The sequence below is a fragment of the Binatus sp. (SeqCode) genome, from assembly GCF_035272065.1.
Classification (GTDB): domain Bacteria; phylum Desulfobacterota; class Binatia; order Binatales; family Binataceae; genus Binatus.
The window spans coordinates 45,010-68,826 of the sequence record NZ_DATEQZ010000052.1; the positions used below are offsets into that span (position 1 = coordinate 45,010).

General features: G+C 61.4%; 24 protein-coding genes. 14 read left to right on the top strand and 10 right to left on the bottom strand.

What is annotated here, in order from left to right; translation table 11 throughout:
- The first annotated feature begins 52 nt into the window (after positions 1–52).
- The 7 genes from infC (at position 53) to VJX68_RS09845 (ending at position 5,601) form a co-directional block, all read left to right on the top strand.
- The gene (gene infC / locus VJX68_RS09815) at positions 53–544 is read left to right on the top strand and encodes a translation initiation factor IF-3 (protein ID WP_324095603.1); all 492 of its coding nucleotides are present in this window, start codon (positions 53–55) and stop codon (positions 542–544) included.
- 42 nt (positions 545–586) lie between these two features.
- On the top strand, positions 587–784 hold the full coding sequence (gene rpmI / locus VJX68_RS09820) for a 50S ribosomal protein L35 (RefSeq protein ID WP_324095504.1): 198 nt from the start codon (positions 587–589) through the stop codon (positions 782–784).
- Between the two features lie 58 nt (positions 785–842).
- Positions 843–1,208: a 50S ribosomal protein L20 gene (gene rplT, locus VJX68_RS09825; RefSeq protein ID WP_324095505.1), complete on the top strand. Its 366-nt coding sequence runs from the start codon at positions 843–845 to the stop codon at positions 1,206–1,208.
- 124 nt (positions 1,209–1,332) lie between these two features.
- A complete protein-coding gene (locus VJX68_RS09830; protein ID WP_324095506.1) occupies positions 1,333–2,379 on the top strand; it encodes a phenylalanine--tRNA ligase subunit alpha in 1,047 nt (348 codons plus the stop codon).
- Positions 2,376–4,796 (top strand): phenylalanine--tRNA ligase subunit beta, encoded by a 2,421-nt coding sequence (pheT, locus tag VJX68_RS09835; protein ID WP_324095507.1) that lies wholly within the window; start codon positions 2,376–2,378, stop codon positions 4,794–4,796. The genes VJX68_RS09830 and pheT overlap by 4 nt, the downstream gene beginning before the upstream one ends.
- Before the next feature lie 44 nt (positions 4,797–4,840).
- Positions 4,841–5,134, top strand: coding sequence for an integration host factor subunit alpha (locus tag VJX68_RS09840; protein ID WP_349255905.1), 294 nt, complete (start codon positions 4,841–4,843; stop codon positions 5,132–5,134).
- The gene (locus tag VJX68_RS09845; protein WP_324095509.1) at positions 5,131–5,601 is read left to right on the top strand and encodes a MerR family transcriptional regulator; all 471 of its coding nucleotides are present in this window, start codon (positions 5,131–5,133) and stop codon (positions 5,599–5,601) included. Before VJX68_RS09840 ends, VJX68_RS09845 begins: the two co-directional genes overlap by 4 nt.
- A gap of 285 nt (positions 5,602–5,886) precedes the next feature.
- On the opposite strand, the gene VJX68_RS09850 is transcribed toward VJX68_RS09845, so the two are convergent.
- Positions 5,887–8,391, bottom strand: coding sequence for a glycosyltransferase family 2 protein (locus VJX68_RS09850; RefSeq protein ID WP_324095510.1), 2,505 nt, complete (start codon positions 8,389–8,391; stop codon positions 5,887–5,889).
- A gap of 326 nt (positions 8,392–8,717) precedes the next feature.
- Here VJX68_RS09850 and VJX68_RS09855 point away from each other — a divergent pair, with 326 nt between their 5' ends.
- The 3 genes from VJX68_RS09855 to tatA all read left to right on the top strand — a co-directional run bounded on the left by VJX68_RS09855 (position 8,718) and on the right by tatA (position 12,134).
- Positions 8,718–10,397, top strand: coding sequence for a two-component system sensor histidine kinase NtrB (locus tag VJX68_RS09855; RefSeq protein WP_324095511.1), 1,680 nt, complete (start codon positions 8,718–8,720; stop codon positions 10,395–10,397).
- A gap of 10 nt (positions 10,398–10,407) precedes the next feature.
- On the top strand, positions 10,408–11,832 hold the full coding sequence (locus VJX68_RS09860; protein ID WP_324095512.1) for a sigma-54-dependent transcriptional regulator: 1,425 nt from the start codon (positions 10,408–10,410) through the stop codon (positions 11,830–11,832).
- An 86-nt stretch (positions 11,833–11,918) separates the two neighbouring features.
- Complete coding sequence (gene tatA, locus VJX68_RS09865; protein WP_324095513.1) at positions 11,919–12,134, top strand: twin-arginine translocase TatA/TatE family subunit; 216 nt, start codon at positions 11,919–11,921, stop codon at positions 12,132–12,134.
- Positions 12,135–12,246: 112 nt separating this feature from the next.
- Here the strand turns inward: tatA and VJX68_RS09870 are convergent, their stop codons facing one another.
- Positions 12,247–12,828, bottom strand: coding sequence for a hypothetical protein (locus tag VJX68_RS09870; protein ID WP_324095514.1), 582 nt, complete (start codon positions 12,826–12,828; stop codon positions 12,247–12,249).
- Positions 12,829–12,941: 113 nt separating this feature from the next.
- Here VJX68_RS09870 and VJX68_RS09875 point away from each other — a divergent pair, with 113 nt between their 5' ends.
- Positions 12,942–13,484, top strand: coding sequence for an AAA family ATPase (locus tag VJX68_RS09875; protein ID WP_324095515.1), 543 nt, complete (start codon positions 12,942–12,944; stop codon positions 13,482–13,484).
- On the opposite strand, the gene VJX68_RS09880 is transcribed toward VJX68_RS09875, so the two are convergent.
- Positions 13,485–14,096 (bottom strand): hypothetical protein, encoded by a 612-nt coding sequence (locus VJX68_RS09880; protein WP_324095516.1) that lies wholly within the window; start codon positions 14,094–14,096, stop codon positions 13,485–13,487. It abuts the gene before it with no gap.
- A gap of 421 nt (positions 14,097–14,517) precedes the next feature.
- Here VJX68_RS09880 and VJX68_RS09885 point away from each other — a divergent pair, with 421 nt between their 5' ends.
- Positions 14,518–15,348, top strand: coding sequence for a sensor histidine kinase (locus tag VJX68_RS09885; protein WP_324095517.1), 831 nt, complete (start codon positions 14,518–14,520; stop codon positions 15,346–15,348).
- Positions 15,349–15,496: 148 nt separating this feature from the next.
- On the opposite strand, the gene lexA is transcribed toward VJX68_RS09885, so the two are convergent.
- The gene (lexA, locus tag VJX68_RS09890; RefSeq protein ID WP_324095518.1) at positions 15,497–16,105 is read right to left on the bottom strand and encodes a transcriptional repressor LexA; all 609 of its coding nucleotides are present in this window, start codon (positions 16,103–16,105) and stop codon (positions 15,497–15,499) included.
- Between the two features lie 139 nt (positions 16,106–16,244).
- On the opposite strand from lexA, the gene VJX68_RS09895 reads away from it, so the two are divergent.
- Both VJX68_RS09895 and VJX68_RS09900 read left to right on the top strand, forming a co-directional pair.
- Complete coding sequence (locus tag VJX68_RS09895; RefSeq protein WP_324095519.1) at positions 16,245–16,619, top strand: 2Fe-2S iron-sulfur cluster-binding protein; 375 nt, start codon at positions 16,245–16,247, stop codon at positions 16,617–16,619.
- A complete protein-coding gene (locus tag VJX68_RS09900; RefSeq protein ID WP_324095520.1) occupies positions 16,616–17,347 on the top strand; it encodes a ferredoxin--NADP reductase in 732 nt (243 codons plus the stop codon). Before VJX68_RS09895 ends, VJX68_RS09900 begins: the two co-directional genes overlap by 4 nt.
- An 8-nt stretch (positions 17,348–17,355) precedes the next feature.
- Here VJX68_RS09900 and VJX68_RS09905 read toward each other — a convergent pair whose 3' ends face one another.
- The 6 genes from VJX68_RS09905 to VJX68_RS09930 all read right to left on the bottom strand — a co-directional run bounded on the left by VJX68_RS09905 (position 17,356) and on the right by VJX68_RS09930 (position 23,813).
- Positions 17,356–18,288 (bottom strand): alpha/beta hydrolase, encoded by a 933-nt coding sequence (locus VJX68_RS09905; RefSeq protein ID WP_324095521.1) that lies wholly within the window; start codon positions 18,286–18,288, stop codon positions 17,356–17,358.
- A 93-nt stretch (positions 18,289–18,381) separates the two neighbouring features.
- Entirely contained in the window at positions 18,382–19,227 is an 846-nt protein-coding gene (locus VJX68_RS09910) for an AlkZ-related protein (RefSeq protein ID WP_324095522.1), read from the bottom strand.
- Positions 19,224–20,546, bottom strand: a complete 1,323-nt coding sequence (locus VJX68_RS09915; RefSeq protein ID WP_324095523.1) for an ABC1 kinase family protein — start codon at positions 20,544–20,546, stop codon at positions 19,224–19,226. The genes VJX68_RS09910 and VJX68_RS09915 overlap by 4 nt, the downstream gene beginning before the upstream one ends.
- A complete protein-coding gene (gene larB / locus VJX68_RS09920) occupies positions 20,546–21,316 on the bottom strand; it encodes a nickel pincer cofactor biosynthesis protein LarB (protein ID WP_324095524.1) in 771 nt (256 codons plus the stop codon). The genes VJX68_RS09915 and larB overlap by 1 nt, the downstream gene beginning before the upstream one ends.
- On the bottom strand, positions 21,313–22,599 hold the full coding sequence (locus tag VJX68_RS09925) for a hemolysin family protein (protein WP_324095525.1): 1,287 nt from the start codon (positions 22,597–22,599) through the stop codon (positions 21,313–21,315). Before VJX68_RS09925 ends, larB begins: the two co-directional genes overlap by 4 nt.
- The gene (locus VJX68_RS09930) at positions 22,596–23,813 is read right to left on the bottom strand and encodes a hemolysin family protein (RefSeq protein ID WP_324095526.1); all 1,218 of its coding nucleotides are present in this window, start codon (positions 23,811–23,813) and stop codon (positions 22,596–22,598) included. Before VJX68_RS09930 ends, VJX68_RS09925 begins: the two co-directional genes overlap by 4 nt.
- Positions 23,814–23,817 lie beyond the last annotated feature (4 nt).

Here is a 23,817-nt window from a genome sequence, read left to right on the forward strand (position 1 = left end):
GAGGTGCTTTATCCGAAGAGATTTCAGAACCCCACCCTCAAGAGAGCCCGCGATTCGCGTCAATAACCTGATTCGCGCGCAAGAAGTTCGTGTGATCGACGCCGACGGCACCCAGGTCGGAATCCTGCCGCTGCGCGAGGCGATCAAAGTCGCGGAGGCGCGTGGCCTGGACCTGGTCGAGGTCTCGTCGACGGCGACGCCGCCCGTATGCCGCGTCACCGACTTCGACAAATATCGCTACGCGCAGAAGAAAAAGTCGCACGACTCCAAGAAGCACACCATCAGTATGATCAAGGAAGTGAAGATGGGTTCGGCGACCGGGCAGCACGACGTGGACTTCAAAACTGCTCACATCAGGCGCTTTGTTGGAGAAGGTCATCGTGTTAAGCTCACCGTTTCGTTCCGGGGCCGCGCGATTACTCATCCGGAACTTGGACGGGCATTGATCGAGAGAATCATTGCGCAGCTGACGGATATTGCGCAGGCGGAAGGCACGCCCCGGATGGAAGGACGCAACATGTCCGTGCTGCTGACGCCGCGATAGCCGAAAAGAAAAAATTTCAGGGAAGCAAAGCGACTAATCGTCATGCCGAAAATCAGGACCAGCCGAACCGCCGCCAAGCGGTTCACCGTGAGCAAGAGCGGCAAGGTCAAGTTCAAGCACGCGTACGCCCGCCACATGTTCTCGGCCAAGAATCCGAAACAGAAGGCGCGCCTGCGCAGGACCGGTATTCTGGGAAAGGCCGACGCCGAAAAAATTAAAATAATGATGCCGTACGCCTGAACGCGGCCAGCTAAAAAATCAACTCACCCGATATCTATCAAGGAAGGACTGCACTCCGATGCCTCGCGCCAAAGGCGGACCCAAGACGCGCCGCCGTCATAAGCGTCAACTCAAGCTCGCCTCCGGTTTTGTCGGTGGGCGCAAACTTTACCGGCAGGCCCGCTCGACGCTCGAGAAGGGTCTCACCTATGCCTACCGCGATCGCAAGGCCAAGAAGCGGGACTATCGCACGCTGTGGATTGCGCGCATCAACGCGCTCGCGCGCGAAAGCGGAATCTCATACAGCGCGCTGATGAACGGGCTGAAGAAGGCGGGCGTCGAGGTCGACCGCAAGATGCTGGCGAAGCTCGCGCAGGAGCGGGACGCATTGTTTACCGAGCTGGTGCGCACCGCTATCAGCGCGCTCGGTTCAAAAGCAGCATAGAGCCCCGCCGTTAGAAAGCGCCGCGCACCAGGAGACCATGTGGGTGATCGCCCACGTGGTTTTTTGTTTTTGGCGCGCGTGCAACATTGCACGAGACTGAGCAGGATGTTCGGGGAATAGCACGATGAGAGAACAACTCGAGGAAATCAGGCGCCGCGCGATGGCGGAACTCGGCGACGACGCCGGCGAAGCGCAAATCGACGCGGTGCGCGTGCGCGTGCTAGGGCGCTCCGGCGAGCTGACTGAAATCATGCGCGGGATGCGCGAGGTGCCCAACGCCGAGCGCCCCGCCATCGGCCAGCTCATCAACCAGATCAAGCGCGAAGTCGAAGAGCGCACCGAGACTCTCAGCGAGAAGCTCAAGGTCGCTGCGTTGACGAAGTCGCTCAATGAAAAACGCCTCGACGTGACGCTGCCCGGGATGCGCATCGCGCGCGGCCACATCCATCCAATCACCGACATTCTCGAAAAGATGCTCCAGATCTTCGAATCGATGGGCTTCGAAGTCGCGATGACCCAGGATATCGAGGACGACTTCCACAATTTCGCCGCGCTCAACTTCACGCCGCATCATCCCGCGCGCGACATGCAGGACACCTTCTACATCGACGGCGGGATGCTGCTGCGGACGCATACGTCGAACGGCCAGATCCGCGTGATGGAAAAGCGTCGGCCGCCGCTCGCGGTCGTTTGTCCCGGGCGATGCTATCGGCGCGACGACCTGTCGGTGCGCGCCTCGCCGATGTTCACGCAGATCGAGGGCTTCATGGTCGATAAGCGCGGGCGTATCACGATGGCGCATCTCAAGGGCGTGCTGACCGAATTCGCGCGCGCGTTTTTCGGCACGACCGCGGTGCGCTTTCGCTCGAGCTATTTTCCGTTCACCGAGCCGAGCGCCGAGCTCGACATGCATTGCCTGCTATGCGACGGCGCGGGCTGCCCGGTCTGCAAGTATTCCGGATGGACCGAAGTGCTCGGCTGCGGAATGATCCACCCGAACGTGATGCGCGCAGTCGAGTACAACCCTGACGAGTACCAGGGCTTCGCCTTCGGCATGGGCGTCGAGCGCACCGGGCTGCTGAAGCTCGGGGTTGACGACATGCGGCTGTTCTTCGAGAACGACCTTCGCTTCCTGGGCCAGTTCCCGGCGCTGAGCGGAGGTGTGCGATGAAGCTGCCGCTCAGTTGGATGCGCGACTTCATGAGCGTCGATGCGCCCGTCGAGGAAATTTCGCGTCGTCTTAGTTACGCGGGGCTGGTCGTCGAGAATGTCGAGCAGCTCAAGCCGGGATTCGCTGGCGTGTTCGCCGCGCGAGTAGTCAATGTCGAGAAGCATCCCAACGCGGACCGGCTGAATCTTTGCGACGTTGACGCGGGCGCGAAAGGCCAATTCAAAGTCGTGTGCGGCGCGCCCAACGTGAAGGTCGGCATGATCGCGCCGCTCGCCCTGGTTGGCGCGCAGCTCGGCAAAGAACCGCCGCTTGAGGCGGCAGTCATTCGCGGTGAGCGTTCTGAGGGCATGCTCTGCTCGGAGCGCGAGCTCGGCCTTTCGCAGGATCACGCGGGAATTCTTGCGCTCGGCGCCGACGCGCCACTAGGTGGCGACGTGGCCGCGTATTTGCACCTCGACGAAACGGTGCTCGATGTCGAAATCACGCCGAATCGCGGCGATTGCCTGTCGATTCTCGGCCTCGCGCGCGAGGTCGCCGCGTTGTTCGCCGGCAGACTGCGCGCGCCCCGGCTGCGCGCGGCGCATTCGGCCGGCTCGCCCGACGGCGCGCAGTTTTCGATTTCGGTTTCAATCGACGCGCCCGATCTTTGCCCGCGTTACGCCGCGCTCGCGATGACCGGAATCAAGGTCGGTCCTTCGCCGGCGTGGCTGAAGCGGCGGCTCGAGCTGTGCGGGATGCGCGCGCTGAACAACGTCGTCGATGCGACCAACTACGTGATGCTCGAGCTGGGGCAGCCGTTGCACGCGTTCGACTTCGGCAAGATCGCGGAGGGCAAGATAGTCGTTCGTCGCGCCGGCGAGACGCGAGAGTTTGTAACGCTCGACAACGTTACACGCGCGCTCGACGCGAACGATCTGCTGATCGCTGACAGCGACAAGCCGCTCGCAATCGCGGGCGTTATGGGCGGTCTCAACTCCGAGGTCAGCGATCCGACGGAAACTATTTTGCTCGAGAGCGCATACTTCGAGCCGATGACCGTCGCGCGCACGGCCCGGCGTCTCGGTCTGCGCAGCGAGGCGAGTTACCGCTTCGAGCGAGGCATCGATCGAGCGGGACAAGTCGGCGCTCTGATTCGCGCCGCCGAACTGATCCGCAAAATCGCGCGCGGACGCGAGGCATCGCCAATAGCCGACTTCGAGCCGCGCAAAGCCGAGCCGCGCGAGATTGCACTCGATCTCGGCGCGATGGAATCGCTGCTCGGCGCCTCGATACCGCCGATTGTCGCGCGGAGCCGTCTCAAATCGCTCGGCGCGCAGGTGAGCACGCGCGCCAAGGGCGTGCTCGCGGTAGTGCCTCCCTCGTTCCGCAGCGATCTCGTCGAGCAGGCCGACCTGATCGAGGAAGTCGTGAGGCTCGGCGGCCTCGAAGACATTCCTGCCCTGCTCCCTGCGCGCGTAAGTGCGCTGGCTCCCGTAAATCGTGAGCGCGAGTTCATCAAGGGCACGCGCGAGGTGATGCTGGGATGCGGCCTGACTGAGGCCGCGACCATTGCGTTCATCGCGCCCGCCGACAACGCGCGCTTCTCCGGGATCCAAGCCGCGATACGTCCCGTCAAAGTGACCAATCCGCTGTCCGCCGAACTGAGCGAGCTGCGCGTCAGCCTGATGCCGGGACTTGTGACCTCGCTAAGGTTCAATTTGAACCGCGAGGCGCGCGCCTTTCACGCGTTTGAAATCGGCAACACGTTTCGCATGGACGGCAACATCGCGACCGAACACCTTCACATCGCGGCCGTCAGCTACGGACACTACGCGCTCTCCGCGATCGGCGAGCAGAGCGTCACGGCGGGATTTTTTTCGATCAAGGGAATTCTCGAGACCTACTTCGACGCGATCGGAATCTCACCGCACGTGGCGTTCAAGGCTATCGCGCCCGCCGATGCGCCATTCCTGCATCCCGGGCGCAGCGCTATCGTTACGCTCGACGGTGCGCCGCTCGGTCTCGTCGGCGAGTTGCATCCGGCGGAAGCGATGCGTCTTGATCTGAACGATCCCTGCGCGGTCTATGAACTTGACTTGAGTAGTCTCATTGCCTATGGTTTCTCGCCGCGCAAAACTTTCCAGCCGCCGCCAAAATTTCCCGCTATCAGGCGTGATTTGGCCTTGGTGCTGGATCGGAATTTCCCGGCGGATATGGTAGTCAAGACCATCCGGGAATGCGGCGCGTCGCTGCTCGAGAGCGTCGAGGTGTTCGACGTGTACGAGGGGACCGCAGTGGCCGCCGGTAAGAAGAGTGTGGCGTTGGCTTGTCGTTACCGTGCAAAGGATCGCACGCTGACCGATGAGGAGGTTAACCGCATTCACGCCGTGCTGGTCGAGCAGGCACGGATGCGTTTAGGGGCCGAGTTGCGGCAGTGAAGCGTGCCTAACGCGAGCGGGTGGGGATCGTTACGCCGCAGGGCATGACCAAAGCAGATCTTGTAGATCTAATCTACGAGCGGATAGGCTCCTCAAAGAAGGAAGCCTGTGAAGTGGTCGAAGCGGTGTTCGCGATCATCAGGGATGCGTTGCGCCATGGTCAGAAAGTGAAAATTTCCGGCTTCGGCACCTTTCTCGTCAATCAAAAACATGCGCGCCGCGGGCGCAACCCGCAGACCGGCGAGCCCATCACCATCGATTCGCGCCGCGTGCTGTCCTTCAAGCCGAGCCAGGTGTTGAAGGAGCGGGTCAACAACGGCGCCAAGCCGGGGGTATGACGCCGATGCCGCGCTCGCGCCAGCCATCAGTTCGGCGGCGAATCCCTGCCCCGCAAAAGCCCGCAACGATTTCAGCGATTCCAGAGCGCGGTCTGAAGATCGGCGAAGCAGCGCGCGCGCTCGGCGTCGAGACCTATGTGCTGCGCTTCTGGGAAACCCAGTTCCCGTTCCTGAAACCGAAGCACACCCGCACCAAGCATCGCTTCTACCAGGAAAAGGATCTCGAAGTGCTGCGCCACATCAAGCGCCTGCTGCACGACGAAGGCTTCACGATCGTCGGCGCCAACAAGCACATCAAGGAATTCGGCATCGACGCCCTGATGAGCGGCAAGCCCTTGCCGAAGAGTGCGCCCGCTTCATCGGAGCGCGCATCGTCGCAGCCGCCCGCAATCGACGGCCAAGCCCGCCGCGTACTGAATGAGGTGCGCCGCGACCTCGAATCGATCCACAAAATTTTAGAAGACTAGTTCATTTCCTATCAGGCAATACTTGTACTTGTCATCCTGAGCGTAGCGAGCAACGCGAGCGCAGCGAAGGATCTCGGACAGCTTCGCGCCAGCGAAGCCGGCACCGGTTCTGAAATCGCGAAGCGGTCTTCGTTGATGTCGTTGCGCAAAGCTCAGGATTCTGATCGGATGCAGCAGCACAAAACCGGAACCGGCGTCGCTTAACGCCCCGCTGTCCGAGATCCTTCCTCACGCTCGCGTTGCTCGCTTCCTGACACAAAAGAGCAGCCGGACGTTCAGTGGGATCTATTCGGCGATACGTTCTTGCGACGCCACCCGCACGCGCGCTGGTTCGCGCGCCGCTGCTGTGGCTTCCGCGGTCGACGGCTGGCGTATCAGGACGCCTAGCGGCGCGAGATTCAGTTCGGTGGCGCATTCCTCGGTCGCGCGATGCGCGAGGCGTCCTGCCTCGACCATCTCCGCAGCTATGCACACCCCGCCCGCTATCGTGAGTGCTGCCAGGCCGAGCGCGATTTCAGGTAGTCCGGCGATAGCCACCCCTGCTGCGCTCAGCGCACCCGCCGCCAGAGCCAGCGTCGAGATTCGCGTGAACTTTATTCGCGCCAGTACGTGATTGGTGACCTTGCCCGCTTCGTGCTCTTCGTCGGCGGTCTTGAGCTCGATTCGCGTCCACGGATTCGGCCGCACTTCCAGGTCGTAGTCGTTCCAGCCCGCATCGACGATTGCGCCGTGCCCGCTGCGCGCGAACAGCTTCAGCATCTTGTCCATCAGGCGGTCGCGCGCGATGCTCTCGTTGTTCCAGTAGTCCAGCCGCACCGTGCGGCGGAGCCAGTTGATCGTCGGGCGCTGGCGTACGCCGTCCGCGCCCCCGAGTCCCGTCAGGGCTTTCGCTCGCGTCTTGTAGCGCGTCATCGTTCGCACCATCGGCCCCGTGTAAGCGAGATACGCGATCAGCAGTCGCGCCGTAAAACCTTCGTGAGATTTATCGAGCGGCGCATACCAAGCATAGTAGAGCGCCCAAATCGGCCCCAGCGCCAGCATCGCGGCCGCCGGAATCAGAGACACGCCCAGCACGATCGACGCGACCATCGCGACTGCCGAGAGCACGGTCCACTCGAGCGTCTGCGGCAGAACTTTGGCCAGCGTCAGGCCGGGATCGAACAGCGACTGCGCACCCGCAGTCGCATTCCACAGCACGCGTTTGCGGTTGCCACCGGGAATAGTGCGCGCAAGACCGGGAATCGTGCCGCGCCATGCGATTTGGCCCATTACGTTGAAGCGCTCGGGATATTTCGGAAACAGCATCGCCTCGGCACGGCCGTAACCGCGCTGCTGTCCGTAGTAAGCCTTGACCGTGTTGCGCCGGAAGTGCCAGACGAATGCAGCCGGCGAGAACCCCAGCTTGTAGCCCTCCGCTAGCATCCGCCAGCAAATATCAACGTCGTCGCCCGCGGTCCTGAACTGCGGATCGAAGCCGCCAATCTTTGCGAGCGCCGCTTTCGAGAAGACCATGTTGCAGCCCGCGAGATGCTCCGCGCGATCCTCGGCTACCAGCACGTGGCACGGCGCCCCCGCCGACGCCGCGCAGCTCGCTTCGATCCATCCGTCTTCGTGCGGCGCGTAATTCGGCCCGCCGCATCCGTCGAAGTTGTTTTCGACCATCGAGCGGACCATCAGCGTCAGCCAGTGCGGATCGACGACGCAGTCCGAATCGGTATACGCGATGAACTCGCCGCGCGCCGCATGCATCCCGACGTTGCGCGCGACGCTCAACCCCTTGTTGGGCTGGCGGATGAGCCGGAACTCCGGAAAGTCCATCGAGATATCGGCGGTCTTGTCGCGCGAGCCGTCGTCGACGATGACGACCTCGAAATTCGGGTAGTCCAGGCGCCGCAGCGACTCCAGACAGGGCCGCATCGTGCGCTCCGCGTTGTACGCGCAAATCACTACCGACACCATCGGCAGCTTCGCGGGCCGCGGCGGGCAGGTGCCGTTGAGCGTCACGAACGGCATCACATCCGGCGCGCGCATCATGCGCACGCCAAGCCAGTCGTGAGAAGCCGGAGCGGGAACCGGCGGAGCAACCACGCCAGCCGCACCCGTGCCAAACGCCACTGCTACCGCTTCGTCCTGCCCCGGCGATGCATCCTTGAATTCGATCAGCACGGGACGCGCTTCCGCGACGTTGTGCAGGGCGACGACGAAATCGCGAATCTCGACCGGCGCGAGCGCCGGGATTTCCGCGTAGAGAAAATCTTCTTCCAAAATCGAAAGTGCGCGGGTCTCCGGCCGCACCTTTATTCCGACCATCGCCACGGGCGCGCGCCCCTTGATCGTCTTCACGACGCTGCGCACTCGCCGCCGCGCGTTCTCGAGTCCGCCCGCGCGCAGCGCGTCCTGGGCAATCTCGCAATCGAGGATGTAACCGATCAGGGCCGGATGCCGGCTGAAAATATTTGCAGTGTGCGCGATTCGCGAGACGACGGATTTGAATCCGCGGCGGCTCGTCAGTTCGTCCGCCGTGATTCTCAATTCGATCATCGCGACCAGTCCCGACTGCGCAGCGATGTCGAGGCATGGCTGCGACTGCGCCTCCGTCAGCACCAGACCGGTCGTGTGCGACGTCCTGAGGTCGTCGAGCCGTTTTCGTAGTTTGAGCTTCTGTCCGAAGTCGAGCGATCCGCCCACCTCAGTGAGCCGCATCGCCTTGAAAAAGAACTTCTGTCCTGCGCGGGAAAGGAACTTACCGTGTGATGTTACGCTATGCGTACGGCCGGAATTGGTAAGCATGGATGTGGGCGTCCTCTCGATAAGGACCCAGTTGCCAAAGCCGTGCCACCGGAAAAACACAGCTATTATCGAGCTTATTCGGCCAACAATGCGCCCGAGACAAACCAATTGGGATGACCATGTACGATTTGCGCCTCCGGCCACCGAGCACCGCAATTCGCACGGTGTAAAATCAAGCAGGATGCCGCCTCAATGCACACGCTAGATTGGTTATTTTGCGAATGTTATAGCTCAGACGAGATATCAACACTGAAATCTTCCCACCGGGTTGTACCGTAATGAAACTACCGTTCTCCTGTGGATGCGACAGACCTTCAAAGTCGAAAATGCATCGTGAAACAAACGACGCGCCGATTGAGGCGACCCCTGAAGAGCTGCAGGCGATAAGAAGCCAGCTCGCCGAGATCGAACAATCGCTCTCGCGACTTTGGGGCGAGACTATCTGGAGCCGCACCCCCGAGTGCCTCCAGATTCGCGCCGAGGCGGCCGATCTGATCGACCGGCACTTCGACGGGATCGTCGATCAGTGGGGCGAATCGATCGCCTACATCATTCACGGTCATTCCAAGTACGACGAGAATGGCCGCAAAGACAACATGGTCAATGCTCTCATCCGCTTCGTTGACCATCTGCGCGATCCCGACAACGTTTGCACCTACGTTTACCTGCGCCGGCATTGCCAGGAGGGGATGCTCGCGCGGGCCAAGCCGTCCCAGTTCAACGTTATCCACATCGCTCTCAAACAAATAATTCTCAATCACGTTAAATCCACGATGACCGGTCCCTCGATGGAGCGGGTGCGCGATTTGATGGTCGCGGCAATCGACGAACGGCGCCTGATGGTCTCGCAGTTCTACATCGAATCGCGCGAACGACTGCTGCGCGAATCCGAAGAGAAGTATCGCAACACCATCGACCACGCGCCGGATCCGATGTACGAGATCGAGCCGCATACCTGGATCGTGATGGGTCTGAACGCGGCCGCCCTGCGGCTTCATCAATTGGAAGCCGAACACGGGTTTGAGCATGCCAAGACGGAGATCATTGGAAGTCCGGTGCCAGAATTGGTGCCGCCGGAGCTGAGACAAAGCGTCATCGACAGCCTCGAGACCGTTTTGCGCGAGGGATCGGCGCAGACCTCGGAATTCCCGGTTGGGCCGTTTTTCTTCGACGTAAACTCCGCGCTCATCACCTACGGCAAGAAACAATTTATCCAGATGATCCTGCGCGACGTTACGCAGCGGCGCGAAATGCTCGACTCGCTGATCAAGGCCGAGCGGCTGGCGGCGGCCGGCACCTTCGCGGCGGGCGTCGCGCATGAGGTGAACAATCCGCTCGCGTCGATCTCGTCGTTGGTTCAATCGATACTCACCGGCGAGAAAGACCCGGAGCGGCGCACCACGATGCACACCATCCTGTCGCAGATCACGCGCATCTCGAGCACGCTCAAGGACCTGGTGAATTTCGCGCGGCCCACCACTGCGCAGCGCAAGCCGGTGGACGTCAACGGACTCATCGCCGAGACTCTGCGCCTGATCACTTACAACAAGCGCTTCAGCGGCATCCGCGTTGAACCGATTCTGGCGCCCGACCTCCGCCGCGCCTTCGCCGATGACAACGAAATTCAGCAGGTGCTGCTCAACCTGCTCTTCAACGCCGCCGACGCGTCGCCCGCCGAGGGCGCCGTAATCAAGGTAATCACCGAGAACCAGCGTGCCGGACAAGGCGCGGACAAATCGCGCCGGGTGCTGATCAAGGTCGTGGATAACGGAATCGGAATCCCGCGCGAACATCTCGAGCGCGTCTTCGATCCATTCTTCACCACCAAGCCCGCGGGCGCCGGCGTCGGACTCGGACTGTCGCTGTGCCAGCGCATGATCCTGTCCAACCAGGGCACGATTAGGGTCGACAGCGAGGTCGGCCGCGGCACTGCGGTCACGATCACGCTCGGGGCCGCCGAGGAAGCGGTGCGCGCGCAACAGGCCGCGGAAATGGCAGCATCGTGACCGGGATTCAATGAACAACGACGCTTCATGGACCGCACAGGAACGGGGACCATACCGGCTGCTGATCGTCGAAGACGAACCGTTGATGCGCTCGATCATCGTGCAGCTCGCGCGTAGCGAGGGCTACGAGGTCATGGAGGCGCCGGCCGCCGAAGTGGCGCTGCATATCTTCGAAAAAGAAAAAATCGATCTCGCGATTCTAGACCTTAACCTGACCAGCGGCGGCAGCGGACTCGACCTGCTGCGCAAGATGCGCGAGCTCGACCCCGAGGTGATGGGCATAATCGTCACCGCGTACGCCAGCGTCGAGTCGGCGGTCGAGGCGCTGCACCAGGGCGCTTACGATTACATCACCAAGCCGTTTGCGAACGATCATTTGAAAAAGGTGATGCGCAACGCGCTCGAGGGCAAGGCGTTGTTCCGGGAAAATCGTTTTCTGCGCCAGGAACTGCGCGAGAAATATCGCTTCGAGAGCATCATCGGTAAAAGCGATGCGATCGAAGCGACGTTCCGCGTGATGGAAAAAGTCGCGCGCACCGATTCGAGCGTGTTGATCACCGGCGAGTCGGGCACCGGCAAGGAACTGGTCGCGCGCGCGATTCATTTCAGCTCCGATCGCGCCAACAACCGCTTCCTGCCGATCAACTGCGGCGCGCTGCCGGAGAACCTGCTCGAGAGCGAGCTGTTCGGCTACAAGCGCGGCGCGTTCACCGGCGCCGGCCAGGACAAAGTCGGTCTGCTCAAAGCCGCCGACAAGGGCACGATCCTGCTCGACGAGATCGGCGAGCTGCCGCTCGCGCTGCAAGTGAAATTGTTGCGCGCGCTGCAGGAGCGCGAGGCCTACCCGCTCGGTGCCAACGATCCGGTGGCGTTCGATGTGCGCGTGCTGTGCGCCACCAACAAAAACCTCGAAGCCGAGGTCAAGGCCGGCCGCTTCCGCGAGGAACTACTCTACCGAATCAACGTCATCAACATCAATCTGCCCGCCTTGCGTGAGCGCCAAGACGATATTCCGCTGCTCGCCAATCATTTCCTGCGCAAATACGAGAAGTCGCTGTCGCGGACCGCGATGCGTTTTTCCAAGGGCGCGATGCGCCTGATGCTCAACTACGCGTGGCCGGGCAACGTCCGCGAGCTCGAGAACACCGTCGAGCGCGCCGCGATCCTGGCCGAGACCGACGTCATCCACTCGCACGACCTTCCAGACAAGCTGCGCAGCACGTCGCCCGTGATGGCGAGTATCGAGAATACGGGGCTGACGCTCGAGGAGCTCGAGCGCGAACATATCAAGCGCGTGCTCGACAAAGTCGAAAACGACAAGGTCAAGGCGGCGCAGGTGCTAGGCATTCACCTCTCGACGCTGTATCGCAAGGTTCAGCGCTATCATCTGGATGGCGACAGCCCGGTCCATCAGGAGCCCGCACGGTCGGCGTGAGCGCCGGGAATAGACGTGGCAATCCGATAGTCAAGGATATAGACTTTTCAGTGGGACGGCGGGCTGCGGCAGCCCCGGAGAAAAATATGGACCTCTTTGCGCCAACTCATCTGCTGATCATTTTGCTGATCATCCTGGTCATCTTCGGGCCCAGCAAGCTCGGCGATGTCGGCGGCGCGATGGGCAAGGCGATTCGCGACTTCAAGCGCGCGATGAACGAGCCCGACGACGCGGCCAAAACGGTCGCCAAGCCCGACGAAGCCAAAGCCACCGAAGCCCCAAAGCCCGACAAAGTTTCCTGACCCCACCGCGATTAGCTAACTTTTCCGATTATTCCTGAACCGCGTCTCCGATGACGCGCGTTCAGGAATGCGCTAGAACCTTCGCCGAGCTCAGGATGACGTCAGTGTCTCTTTAGCAATTGGGGACGCACGAAGCGGGCACCGTGCTCACTACCAGGCCCGAGTATGTGTTGATTTGCTGGTCAACGCATTGCCCGTTCGCGAACTTAACACGTCGCAAAAGAAGCCCGGGGCCAAGGAATCGCTGGCAGAGGACGACGGTTGGCACCTGCGCGATTTCAATTGGTGCTTCGGCCGCAAATGCGGTTGTTGATAAAATACCGGACGCCACCGCAGTCGTCTCGATATTCTGTAGCCCTATCCAGCGAGTTATCTGCTGATGACCGCCGGCTCGCTGTACGTCAAGAAGAATGTCGCCGGTGGCAGGACAGACGGTCACGCTGAGCGCGTCATTCGTACTGGTTTTTACCTGGATGGGAGTGGCCTGCTTGTAACAGTCTTTGTTCTCCTGCCACAGCTCATCCTGGTTTTCTGCTTCAGATACGTTTCGAAAAGGCACGTTGAACTGGAACGACTTAAACCATTGCTGGTACGTAGGTACGGCACTGAGGAAAACGGCGACGAAGGCCGAAGCTTTTGCAAAACGGGCCCAAAACGGGGACAAGGATTTCCTGTCTGACGATGGTTTAGGCATTAGTCACCCCCTTCAGAATCGTCGAATTGCTGTTACTTTGAGCCGTTGCTACTATGGGGTCATCTTTCTGTCAAGGAGGCGAGATCACGCGACCGCTTTCCCAAGCGACTAAAATGAAACGATGCATCCTTACTGGCACTCCTGGATGCGGTAAAACTTCGATTCTTCGATCGTTGGAACTCGCGGGTTACCTGGTTGTCGAAGAAGCTGCGACCGACATCATCGCTCTGCGACAGGCGCAGGGCATTGCCGAACCATGGACGCTTGCTTCTTTTATCGACGACATTACTGATCTGCAGAAGCTTCGACAGATGCGCCTGACTGATGTGGTAGGAGTGCAGTTCTATGATCGGTCGCCGCTATGCACCTATGCGCTAAGCGTCTGGCTCGGCTTTCCTGTTTCGATAGTTCTGACCGATGAAATAGAACGAATAAGGAAAGAGCAGATCTATGAGAAGCAGGTGTTCTTCATCGAGAACCTGGGATTCTGCGAACCTTCCGATGCCAGAAGGATCAGCTTCGAGAAGTCTTTAGAATTTGAAAGAGTTCACGACGAGACCTATCGCTCCTTCGGCTACGAATGCGTAAGAGTTGCGCCTCGAGAGTTATCCGAACGAGTGGAACAAATTAAGCGGTACGTCTCTGCTTCCGACTAACTATGCGGCTGGTGCGCTTCCCGCGGGGATCTGAAATCCGGATCGCGCGAGGTAGCGCGCGGGGAAGCGGCTGTTGAATGCGAACCCTGAAATCAACATTGCCATCGGCAGCGCATAACTAAGTAGCGGCTTGGCCAGGTTGCCCCCGACTATCACACCTATTACGGCGAGACCGATGTTAACGGTCATCAATCCGCACCAGACTAGCGTCATCAGCAGGTTGAGCCGGATAAAGATCGGATGTTCCCAGAATTCCGGCGGTGCGGTTTCGCGGGCATAGGCCGCCGTGAACGGATGGCCGATCGCGACCGAACCCCAGGCGGCCAACGCGAAGCATGACCAGACGACGACCGCGCTGTAAACCGTAAACGCGGTCGAGCGTAGTCCTATGATCATGACCGACGCGATCACGAAAAAGGCCAGCGTGGCCCAGTCCGGTAGCTTGATCGAAGCGCCGCGACGGATCGTCATGGCCAGGGATGCGAGGCACAAGATTAACCCGCCGCCGGTCGCCACGCGCCAGTGATTAAAGCCCCAAGCGAAGCCGTAGAGTATCCAGGGCGCGAAGGGCATCAGGCCAGCTGCAACGCCCGAGAGTTTTTTCTGTTCCACCGAGTGTCGTCCGAGTCACACTATATGAGAGGGGCAGCCCCTGAGCGATAGCTGCGCGAAGTATGACAGGGTTGCAGTTTTCAATGATTGTTTCCCAATAAGGTCTCCGTTGTTTCTGCTGATGACCGGGTCGATTTTAGAGTAAGGATGGATTCGCGTTCGCAGCAAGCACGGACGCGGTGCTGACTACATTTTGAGTGCTGAGGAGAACCCGCGGCGGCCAAATTTGGGCACCGCGCTCGGGGCGGATTTTCGCTAGGTACTCTTTCCGCCTCCTCTAGGTACTTTTTCCCAGCGTTTTAGGTGATTTTCCGATTCACGTCGCCAAGCCTTTGTCGCAATGTGGATGGCAATTGGCACGCATAGCTCGCACAGAAAATTTACCGCGTAGCGAAGCCAACCAGGGATCGGAAAAGAGGCGTTGTCGAATCTGACAAATAATGGTCACGGGACGGTTGCAACCGTCGCGTCGGCGGTGGCCGGGGGAATCCGCTCGAGAATACAGGCGGATCACTGGGAGCAAGGGCTGCATATGGAGGCCCTTGCCAACCTTGCGCACGAACTTCGCTCTCCGGTTCAGGCGCTCCTCGGTTATCTCGACATCCTGCGCGACGAGGTTAGCGAAGCGCTGGGCGATCGCCACAAGCAGATTATCGAACGCATGAACGCCAACGCGCACGACCTGGCGCAGACGGTCGAAAACGTCATGGACTTTTCGGTCGCGGACGCGATGGCCGAGGCGGCAGATGAAGAGGAGATCCACCTGCACGATCTCATCGGCGACGTCGCGCCGGTGCTCGAGGCTGCCAACGATTCCAAAGGACTTGAAATCAAGTTCGATCTCGAGACCGCGCCCCCGGTTTTTCGCTCGCGGCGGCGGCCGATCAGGTCGATACTGCTCAACCTCGCGGTCAACGCAATCAAGTTTACCGAACGGGGCAGCGTCACGATCGCGATCCGCCCGGCCGTGTCGTCACAACTCGGCTCCGCGATTGAACTGGAAGTCCGTGACACGGGACCCGGAATTGGGGCCGAGAAGCTCGAGCAGGCATTCAAGCCGTGCGCTCAGCTTTCGCATTCGAGTATCCGCAGACACCGCGGAATGGGCTTGGGTCTCGCCGTAGTTCAGCGCAACGTCGAGGCGCTAGGTGGGAAAATTTTCGTCCAAAGCCAGCAGCCGCGGGGCTCGGCCTTCGTCGTTATCATCCCGGTCGTCGATCCAATCGCCGAATCTCATTTCATCCGCACCTAAGCGCCTTCCCACCAACCAGTTCTAACCGGGACGAAGTCCCGCATCTTTCTGATCTTAACACTGGGTGCAGGGGTCACCCCTGCCCAAGGGAGCGTGAAACCGACGGGGGTTTCACATTCAACTCAGTTCCCGCGCGCTCGACCCGTGCTTAGCGGTAGTGACGCATCAGGCCGACCACCACGCCGCGAATCGCCAGGTCGCCTTCGTCCACCATGATCGGTTGCATTGCCGAGTTCGCAGGCTGCAGCCGGATCTGCCCGCCCGATTCGCGGTAGAACTTCTTGACCGTCGCCTCGTTGCCGATCAGCGCGACCACCGTCTCGCCGTTGTCGGCGCTGTCGCGGCCTTCGACGATTATGTAATCGCCGTCGCGAATGCCGTCTTCGATCATCGAGTCGCCTTTCACGCGAAGGCAAAAAGTATTGTCGCGACGAATGAAGTCGTCGGGCACGCTGATCGTTTCGCTGTTCTCGACCGCCTCAATCGGCGCGCCCGCCGCGACTGTGCCAAGCAAACGGATCGCCCTTGGCGCTTCATGCTTCTCCGATGCCACAATTTCCAGCGCCCGGCTGTGATTGTGTTGGCGCGTGATGAAGCCCTTCTGCTCGAGGTTGTGCAGATGCTTGTGCACGGTGGCGAGCGACGACAACCCGAAGTATTGCCCGATTTCGGCAAGCGTGGGCTTGTAGCCGTGTTCGTTGTCATAGTCGGTCAGATAGTCGAGTATCTGCTTTTGCCGCTTGGTCAGCGTCGCCATTGCGCTTCTCCCCTCGGTCTTCTGAGGTGTCAGATGATGGCGAAAATCGGGCGAAGATGCAAGCGCTGATGCTTCGGGGTCGCAGGGGCCGGTTTCACCGCCTCGACGCAGCGCATAATCTCAATATGGCCTGAGTCCGATGGCGAAACTGCGAATCCAATTCGAAAACGGCGACCCGGAAAAAGTAATCGAGTTCGACCCGGCCAAGGCTCCGTTCCATCACGACGGCAAGCCCGGCTCGATTCTCGACGTGATGCTGGGTCACGGCGTCCATCTCGAGCACGCATGCGGCGGCAATTGTGCGTGCACGACCTGCCACGTGATCGTTAAGCAGGGATTCAACAAGCTCGGCGAGTCGAGCGAGCAGGAGGAGGACCTGCTCGACAAGGCGCCGGGACTGACGCCGACGTCGCGCTTGGGATGCCAGGCCGTAATCGAGGATCCCGACGCCGAAATCGTCATCGTGGTCCCACGCTACACGATTAACCAGGTCAGCGAGGCGGCCGAAGAATGACGGGCGAACCATCTCCCGCTTCAGCCGGTAAGCGCACGACGCTGAATGCGCGCGTCGAGAGACTTTTCGATCACGCGACGGACACGCGCTCGCTTTTTCTCTCGCTCGCCAGCGGCAAGCATCTGCGATTTATCCCCGGCCAGTTCATCTCGATCACGATTCCGCTCGGCGACGAAACGCGTTCGCGTCCCTACTCGATTGCGTCGGACCCGGAAAATCGCGGCCCATTTGAGATTTGCTTCAATCGGGTCGAGGGCGGGCGCGGCGTCGCATGGCTGTTCGAGCGGCGCGTCGGCGACACGTTCGATTTCAGCGGTCCGTTCGGCGCCTTCACGATCGATCGCGCGCCCGAAGCGGAACTGTGCTTTATCGCGGAAGGAACGGCGATCGCGCCGATCCGCCCGATGCTGAAGCGGGCGCTCGCCTCATCCCCTGCGCCGAAGATCCATTTGATTTACGCGGCACCGGATCACGAGCACATCCTGTATGCCGCCGAACTCAACGCGCTCGCGCGTACCGCCGATTTTTCGTACGAGACTGCGATCAAGCCTCCCGAACAGATTTACGATGCCCTGTTCGCGTTGGCGCAAGCGCGATGGGTCACTCGCGACGCCAATCGCACGCGCCACTTCTATATCTGCGGCGTCGGTAAGGGGGTGATCCGATTGCGCGACCTGCTGCGCGGCGCCGGTTACGAGCGCCGCTCAGTGCACTACGAGCAGTGGTGACCCCACCCCTATTTCGCGAAAGCTCGCCTGAGCGCTTCGGCGGATTCCTCGATTGCAAGCTTGCCCTTGTCGAGCACTTCGTACATCGAAAAGAATCCGTGGATCATTCCCTCGTAGCGCGTGACGGTCACCGGCACGTCGGCGGCGCGCAGCTTCTCGCCGTAGGCCTCGCCCTCATCGCGCAGCGGATCGAATTCCGCCGTGATGATGAGCGCGGGCGGCAATCCCTTGAAGTTCTTCGCCAACGCGGGCGCGACGCGCGGATCTTTGCGGTCCGCCGCGCTGCGCAGGTAATGCTTCCAGAAATAAATCACGTCGTCCTTGGTCAGAAAGTAGTCGGTGAAAGTTTTGTGCGAGTAGGTGTCGAGCTCGGCCTCGGTCGCGGGGTATATGAGTAGCTGCAGCGCGATCTTAGGGCCGCCCGCGTCGCGTGCGAGCTGCGCGATCACCGCCGACAGGTTTCCGCCCGCGCTGTCGCCCCCGACCGCAAGCCGGTTCGCATCGGCGTTCAGCTCCTTCGCATGCGCCGCGACCCACTTGGTTGCGGCAAAGCAGTCTTCGACGCCGGCGGGAAATTTACTTTCAGGCGCGAGCCGGTAGCCGACTGACACCGTCAGGCATCCGGCCTTTTTGGTAAGCGCGCGGCACGGTCCGTCATGAGTATCGAGGTCCATAATCACCCATCCGCCGCCGTGGAAAAACACGAGCACCGGAAACGGACCTGAGCCCTCGGGAGTGTAGATGCGAATCGGAATCTCTCCCGCCGGCCCGGGAATCTTGCGATCCTCAACTTTGGCGACTTTCTCGCCTCTCTCCGGCGGCACTCTGAACATGTTGGCGGTCAAGCGGCGCGCTTCAGCCGGCTCGAGCGTATGCAGCTTGGGTCCAGGCGCGGCGGCGAGTTGATCCATCAGGACTTTCACTTGCGGGTCGAGCGGCATGGTTCTTCCTCCGAACGAAAATCGTCGCCAGTATTCGCAGACGCTGTCGAACCTTCTTAGACCGGAACGGTCGCCCGCGACAAGCGCCGCGAGCTAAGGCGCGAACGTCGAGAGCAGACTGATCGCGTTGGGATTCCCGTCGATTCGCACACCGCGCGCAATCGCCCCCTCGCGCTCGAGTCGGCGCGCCGCGCCTTCGACCAGCGCCGCGTCGATTCCCAGCAGACGCGCGATCGCACGCTCACTCCCAAACGCCGCGGTCTCAAAATATTTCGCGACGATCGCGTACGCCGCCTGCGTCCGCGTGAGCTTGCGCGCATCCGCAATCGCGTCGGGCCATCGATGCTCCATAGTGTCCCAGACGTAGCTGAACGGGTCGGCGCGCTCGTCCACTTTGAGCGCGAGAAATTTTTCCTGCAACTCCGCCATCGCACGATCGAACACCGCTCGCCGCGACGGTAGCGCGTAACCGCTCGACAACTTCAGCACGCGAGTCTCGGCCATACCGCGCTTGGTCAGGGCGTCCATCACGAGTTTGCCGCAATGCGACAATCCGCCGCGCAGGTACAGCTTGCGATAGCCGCCCGGCTCGATGCGCAGCCTGAGAAACACGCCCAGCATCTCGCGCGCGATGAAACTCGGCCGGCGCGCGATAACCTTGCCGTAGTAGACGGCGCGGCGCTGCGGCAACGAGTCTTTTATCCGCCACGTCATCCCGATCGCATAGTCGTGCTGGATGTGCTCGGGCATCGAGGGTTCGCGCGTTCCTGCAATCGCCTCGCGCAGACAAGGCACGCCCATCCCAGAGGTGAACCCGGTGCAGAATCCGACTTCCTCGATGAACTTGAGCGCGCTCTTCTCGCCGGTCACACGCCGCGACGCGACCCGCCTGAAGTGATGGTCGCGATGACGCTCCAGCGCACCGAGAATGTCGCTCATCCCGGGATTCGCTCGACGCAGTCCGCGAAGATTCGGCGGTAGTTGGTCTTCACCGCGAGTCCGCGCGTGATTCCCTCGAGCCCGACCAGTGCGCGAATCAGAAACACGCTGTGCGCCGGTGATTTGTAGAGCCGGTTCTCCAGCGCCAGCTCTCCGACCTTGGCCGCCTTTCCAACCGTATCGTAGTCGAGCGGATCCACGGCGCGATCCACTCTCATCGGCTCGAACAGGATGTGAATGATTCGCACCATCGGCGCCGCGTCCTGATTGCGATCGAGATACCCTAGCTTGACCATCGCCGCCGCGAGCGATTTGTCGTCGCCGCTGAGAATCGCGCGCGCGACTTGCAGGTTCGCCTTGCGCACGGGCTCCGGGAACCGCCGAATCGATCCGAAGTCTAGCACGCCCAATCGCGGATGATGGCTCACCAGGTAGTTGCCAGGATGAAAATCGGTGTGCAGCATTCCGAATTCCAGGATCTGCCGCCATGCGAACTCGTGAATTTTGATCGCGACCCATTCGCGCAGCTCGGCATCGACTTCCGGCCCCATCACGTCCGCAAGCGGATAGCCGTCGACGTAGGTCATCGTCAGCACGCGCCGCGAGCTGAGGTCCTTGACGAAGTGCGGAATCATAATTTCGGAGTCCGCGCCGAGACGCCGGCCGAACTCCGTCATGTTGCGCGCCTCGTTCACGTAGTCGAGCTCTTCGCGCAGGCGCTGCTCGAGTTCCTTGTACACCGCGTTGGTATCAATTTGCTGGCGCATCACGTCGTGGCCGAGCGCCTGCAGCGTCCGCAGCAGCAGCTTGAGATTCTGTAGATCCTGCTCGACGGTATCCTCGACGCCCGGATACTGAATCTTCACCGCGACGTCGAGACCGTCGCGTGTGACCGCGCGATGCACTTGGCCCAGCGACGCGGCGGCAAATGCGGTCTGGTCGAAACTCCTGAAGAGCGCCTCGGGTTGCTTGCCAATCTCGCGGTGGATTTGTTCCGAGATTGTCGCATAGCTCATCGGCGGCACGCTCGATTGCGTCGCGCGCAGCACGTCGAGCGCCTCGCCCGGCAGCAGGTCCTTGCGAATCGAGAGCATCTGGATGAGCTTCATGAACGCACCGCGAAGCTGCTTCGAGCTCTCGACAATCCGCTGCGCGTTGCGGATGTGAGTCTCGAGCAGGTCGCGCTCGCGCGCGGGCGCGCTCAGAAACGGACGCCGCAGTTGATTCCACAGGTAGCTGGAGCCGACTTGCGACGCGAGCTCGCCCATCTTGATCGCGCGGCGCGCGCGCCCGCTGGTGATTGACGTGCGTTTCACCATCAGCGGCCGTCGCGCTCGATCCCCACGCGGTTGATCAGCGTCGCGGCCAGCGCCGCGCCGAAACCATTGTCGATGTTGACGACGGTCACGCCGCTCGCACACGAATTCAGCATTCCCAGCAGCGCCGCTAGACCACCCATCGACGCGCCGTAGCCAACACTGGTTGGCACGGCGATTACAGGCTTGTCCACAAGGCCCGCGACCACCGACGGCAGCGCGCCTTCCATTCCCGCAACGACGATCAGCACACTCGCCTCGCGAATCACTTCGAGATTGGCAGTCAGGCGATGGATTCCCGCGACGCCGACGTCGTAAACACGCGCGACACGATTGCCAAACAGCTCGGCGCACAGCGCGGCCTCCTCGGCAACCGGAATGTCGGAAGTGCCCGCGCTCAGCACCATCACGACGCCCTGCCCAAACGGCTTCGCGCGCTCCTTCACGACCATGGCGATGCGTGCGTCGGGACGATACACCAGCGCGCGAAGTTTGCGTTTGACAAGGCGCGCCTTGTCCGCTGCCAGCCGCGTGATTATCAGATTCGTTCCCGACGCGAGCACGCGCCGTCCGATCGCCGCAAGCTGATCCGCATTCTTGCCCTCGCCGAAAACCACTTCGGGAATTCCGCGCCGCACGCTCCTGTGGTTGTCGAGCTTGGCAAACCCAAGATCCTCGAACGGCAACTCGCGGATGCGTTTGAACGCCGCGCCGGGGGTCATCCTGCCTGCGGCCACACCGTCGAGAATTTGTCGGATTCGCTTTTCGGTCATCGCCGCTTGAGAAGTTCGGGGCGGATCGGACGCACCAGCGTCAGCATAAGTTCGCGCACCGCCCGTGCATCGCTGCGCGTGACGGTGATCGTCAACTCGCCCTCGATTAGTTTTTCGCCAGGCCTGGGAATGTGCCCGAGTCGCTCGACCACCAGCCCGCCGATGGTAGCATACTCGTCCGCCTCCGGAAGCTTGAGGCCGAAGCGCTCGTTCAGTTCCGTAATCGGCGCGCGCCCAACGATGGTCAGCACCCGCGGGCTGACTACCTTGGCCAACTCCTCGCCAAGATCGTGCTCGTCCTCGATCTCGCCTACAATCTCCTCGACCAGATCTTCGAGCGTCAGAATCCCGGCCGAGCCGCCATACTCATCGACGATCACCGCCAGGTTTTCCCCGGTGCGTTGCATAGCGACCAGCGCCTCGTCGAGCGGCATCGATTCGGGAAAATAACTGACGGGCCGCATTATGTCGCTGACCGGCCGGCTGAGATCGGGCGCCTGCAAAAGATCGAAGACATGAACGACGCCGACGATGTCCGTGATTCGACGCCGGAACACCGGGATGCGGCTGAAGCCTTCGCGTCGGACCGTTTCGATTGCGGCGGCAAGCGACGTTTCCTCCGGGACCGCATCGACGCCCACCAGCGGCACCATCGCCTTGCGCGCCTCGGCCTGCGAGAAGCGAAAGATGCGGCTGATCATGAGTTGCTCGGCGGGCAGGATGGCGTCGTGCGGCTGCTCGGGGGCGTCGGTGGGTCGTCGCCGCATCAAACGCGCTAAATCTTCGCGGCTCAGGAACACGCTCTCGGCGTCAACCGGCACACCGGCGAATCGGCGCAGCAATCTGCTCAGAACGGTTTCCGCGCCGAGCAGCGGCGCGAGCACCGTCGCGAGGAAGCGCAACGGCCGCGCGGCGAACAGCGCGAACGAATGCGGGTTCGTAAGCGTCAGCAGCTTGGGGATCGACTCGCCCAGCACCAGGGTGATCGGAGTCAAAATAAACGGCGCGAGATAAACCAGGTGCGGCCTGTTGTGATGCAGAAAGCTGGTGAGCACGACCGCCGCGACAACCGTGGCGAGGTTGGTGCCGGTGAGAGTGAGCGCCAGCAGACGATCGCGATTGCCGAGCAATTCGCCGAGCACTCGCGAGCGCTCGTGCCCACCCTCGCTGCCTGCGCGAACTTTCAAGTCGTCAGCGGAAACCAGTGCGATCTCGGACGCGGCGAAAAACGCCTGCATCACAAGGCATCCGGCCAGCGCCACGACGAGCCAGATCGCCGTCATCGATGCAGCCTCACGAGTTCGACGGCCGCGCCGCGCACGCGCTCAATGGTAGCTTCGAATTCCCCGAGTCTCAGCTTTTCTCCCGCGCGCGGAACGCGTCCGAGCCTGCGCAATATCAGGCTGCTCAGTGTCTTGCCGCCGCCATAGACTTCGATGACTCGCGCTGGTGCGAGCGCGTCGGCGAGCTTGCCCAGCGCGACCGCGCCCGACGCCAACCATTCGTCGTCGGATATTTTCGTGAGCTCGGGAATTTCAGTGTCGAACTCGTCGCGAATCTCGCCAAACAATTCTTCGAGCAGATCTTCGAGCGTGACCAAGCCGAGCAGGCGGCCGTACTCGTTGACCACCAGCGCAATCTGGAAGCGCCCGCGGCGCATCTCGTCAAATAAATCCGCGAGCAGCTTGCCCGGCGGAACAAAATACGCCGGCCGCACCAAGCGCTCGACGCGCGGCGGCGATGGCTCCAGGCGCCGCGCGGCGAGATCCTTGGCGTGCAGAATTCCGACGATATTGTCCTGGCTGTGGCGATAGACCGGCACGCGCGAGAAGCTTTCGTGCGCGATTTCCGCCACCAACTGCGCCACCGGCATCTCGATGTCGAGCGAGAAGATTCGTTCGCGTGGCGTCATCACCTCGGACGCGCGCCGCGCGCCGAAATCGAAGACGCGATGAATCATCGCGCGCTCGGCGGGCTCAACCTGTCCCTGGTTCTCGCCAAGCCGGAGCAGCGTCTTGAACTCGGCTTCGGAAACCGGACCCGGGCGCGGCGCTTCTTCAAGCGGCGTGAAATGCCGCGCGAACGGATGAACAAAATCTGCGAGCACCGCCAGCGGCCGCGCGGTGAGCCACGCGAGCGCAGCCGGAAATCCAAGAGCAAAGGTTTTCGGCGTAATGTCGCAGAACAAAAGTACGACCATCAGCATCCCCGGCGCCGCGACAATCGGTCCCCATTTGTCGCCGAGCCACGCCAGCAGAATGATCGTCGCGAGACAATCGGCGAAGATGTTGCACGCTTCGTTGAGCCCGATGATAACGATCAACGACTCGAGCGGCCGCCGCATCAGGCGGTCGAGCGCATGCTGCACCGACAGGCTCATCTGCTCACGCGTATGTTCGAGCCGCGCCATCGAGAACAGCGCCGTCTCGGACGCGGCCAGCGTCGCGCTCAACACGATAAGGATCAGGACCGCCAGCGGCAGGATGGACATCATCATTTCT

Excerpts from the sequence above, each read along its gene's own strand:
- VJX68_RS09875 (WP_324095515.1), top strand. The coding sequence starts at position 12,942 with ATGAAACGATGCATCCTTACTGGCACTCCTGGATGCGGTAAAACTTCG.
- VJX68_RS09840 (WP_349255905.1), top strand. The coding sequence starts at position 4,841 with ATGACCAAAGCAGATCTTGTAGATCTAATCTACGAGCGGATAGGCTCC.
- VJX68_RS09915 (WP_324095523.1), bottom strand. The coding sequence starts at position 20,546 with ATGGTGAAACGCACGTCAATCACCAGCGGGCGCGCGCGCCGCGCGATC.
- rpmI (WP_324095504.1), top strand. The coding sequence starts at position 587 with ATGCCGAAAATCAGGACCAGCCGAACCGCCGCCAAGCGGTTCACCGTG.
- rplT (WP_324095505.1), top strand. The coding sequence starts at position 843 with ATGCCTCGCGCCAAAGGCGGACCCAAGACGCGCCGCCGTCATAAGCGT.
- VJX68_RS09905 (WP_324095521.1), bottom strand. The coding sequence starts at position 18,288 with ATGCCGCTCGACCCGCAAGTGAAAGTCCTGATGGATCAACTCGCCGCC.
- VJX68_RS09930 (WP_324095526.1), bottom strand. The coding sequence starts at position 23,813 with ATGATGATGTCCATCCTGCCGCTGGCGGTCCTGATCCTTATCGTGTTG.
- VJX68_RS09855 (WP_324095511.1), top strand. The coding sequence starts at position 8,718 with ATGCATCGTGAAACAAACGACGCGCCGATTGAGGCGACCCCTGAAGAG.
- VJX68_RS09910 (WP_324095522.1), bottom strand. The coding sequence starts at position 19,227 with ATGAGCGACATTCTCGGTGCGCTGGAGCGTCATCGCGACCATCACTTC.
- lexA (WP_324095518.1), bottom strand. The coding sequence starts at position 16,105 with ATGGCGACGCTGACCAAGCGGCAAAAGCAGATACTCGACTATCTGACC.
- VJX68_RS09870 (WP_324095514.1), bottom strand. The coding sequence starts at position 12,828 with ATGCCTAAACCATCGTCAGACAGGAAATCCTTGTCCCCGTTTTGGGCC.
- VJX68_RS09900 (WP_324095520.1), top strand. The coding sequence starts at position 16,616 with ATGACGGGCGAACCATCTCCCGCTTCAGCCGGTAAGCGCACGACGCTG.
- tatA (WP_324095513.1), top strand. The coding sequence starts at position 11,919 with ATGGACCTCTTTGCGCCAACTCATCTGCTGATCATTTTGCTGATCATC.
- VJX68_RS09845 (WP_324095509.1), top strand. The coding sequence starts at position 5,131 with ATGACGCCGATGCCGCGCTCGCGCCAGCCATCAGTTCGGCGGCGAATC.
- VJX68_RS09925 (WP_324095525.1), bottom strand. The coding sequence starts at position 22,599 with ATGACGGCGATCTGGCTCGTCGTGGCGCTGGCCGGATGCCTTGTGATG.
- pheT (WP_324095507.1), top strand. The coding sequence starts at position 2,376 with ATGAAGCTGCCGCTCAGTTGGATGCGCGACTTCATGAGCGTCGATGCG.
- VJX68_RS09850 (WP_324095510.1), bottom strand. The coding sequence starts at position 8,391 with ATGCTTACCAATTCCGGCCGTACGCATAGCGTAACATCACACGGTAAG.
- VJX68_RS09830 (WP_324095506.1), top strand. The coding sequence starts at position 1,333 with ATGAGAGAACAACTCGAGGAAATCAGGCGCCGCGCGATGGCGGAACTC.
- VJX68_RS09860 (WP_324095512.1), top strand. The coding sequence starts at position 10,408 with ATGAACAACGACGCTTCATGGACCGCACAGGAACGGGGACCATACCGG.
- larB (WP_324095524.1), bottom strand. The coding sequence starts at position 21,316 with ATGACCGAAAAGCGAATCCGACAAATTCTCGACGGTGTGGCCGCAGGC.
- VJX68_RS09895 (WP_324095519.1), top strand. The coding sequence starts at position 16,245 with ATGGCGAAACTGCGAATCCAATTCGAAAACGGCGACCCGGAAAAAGTA.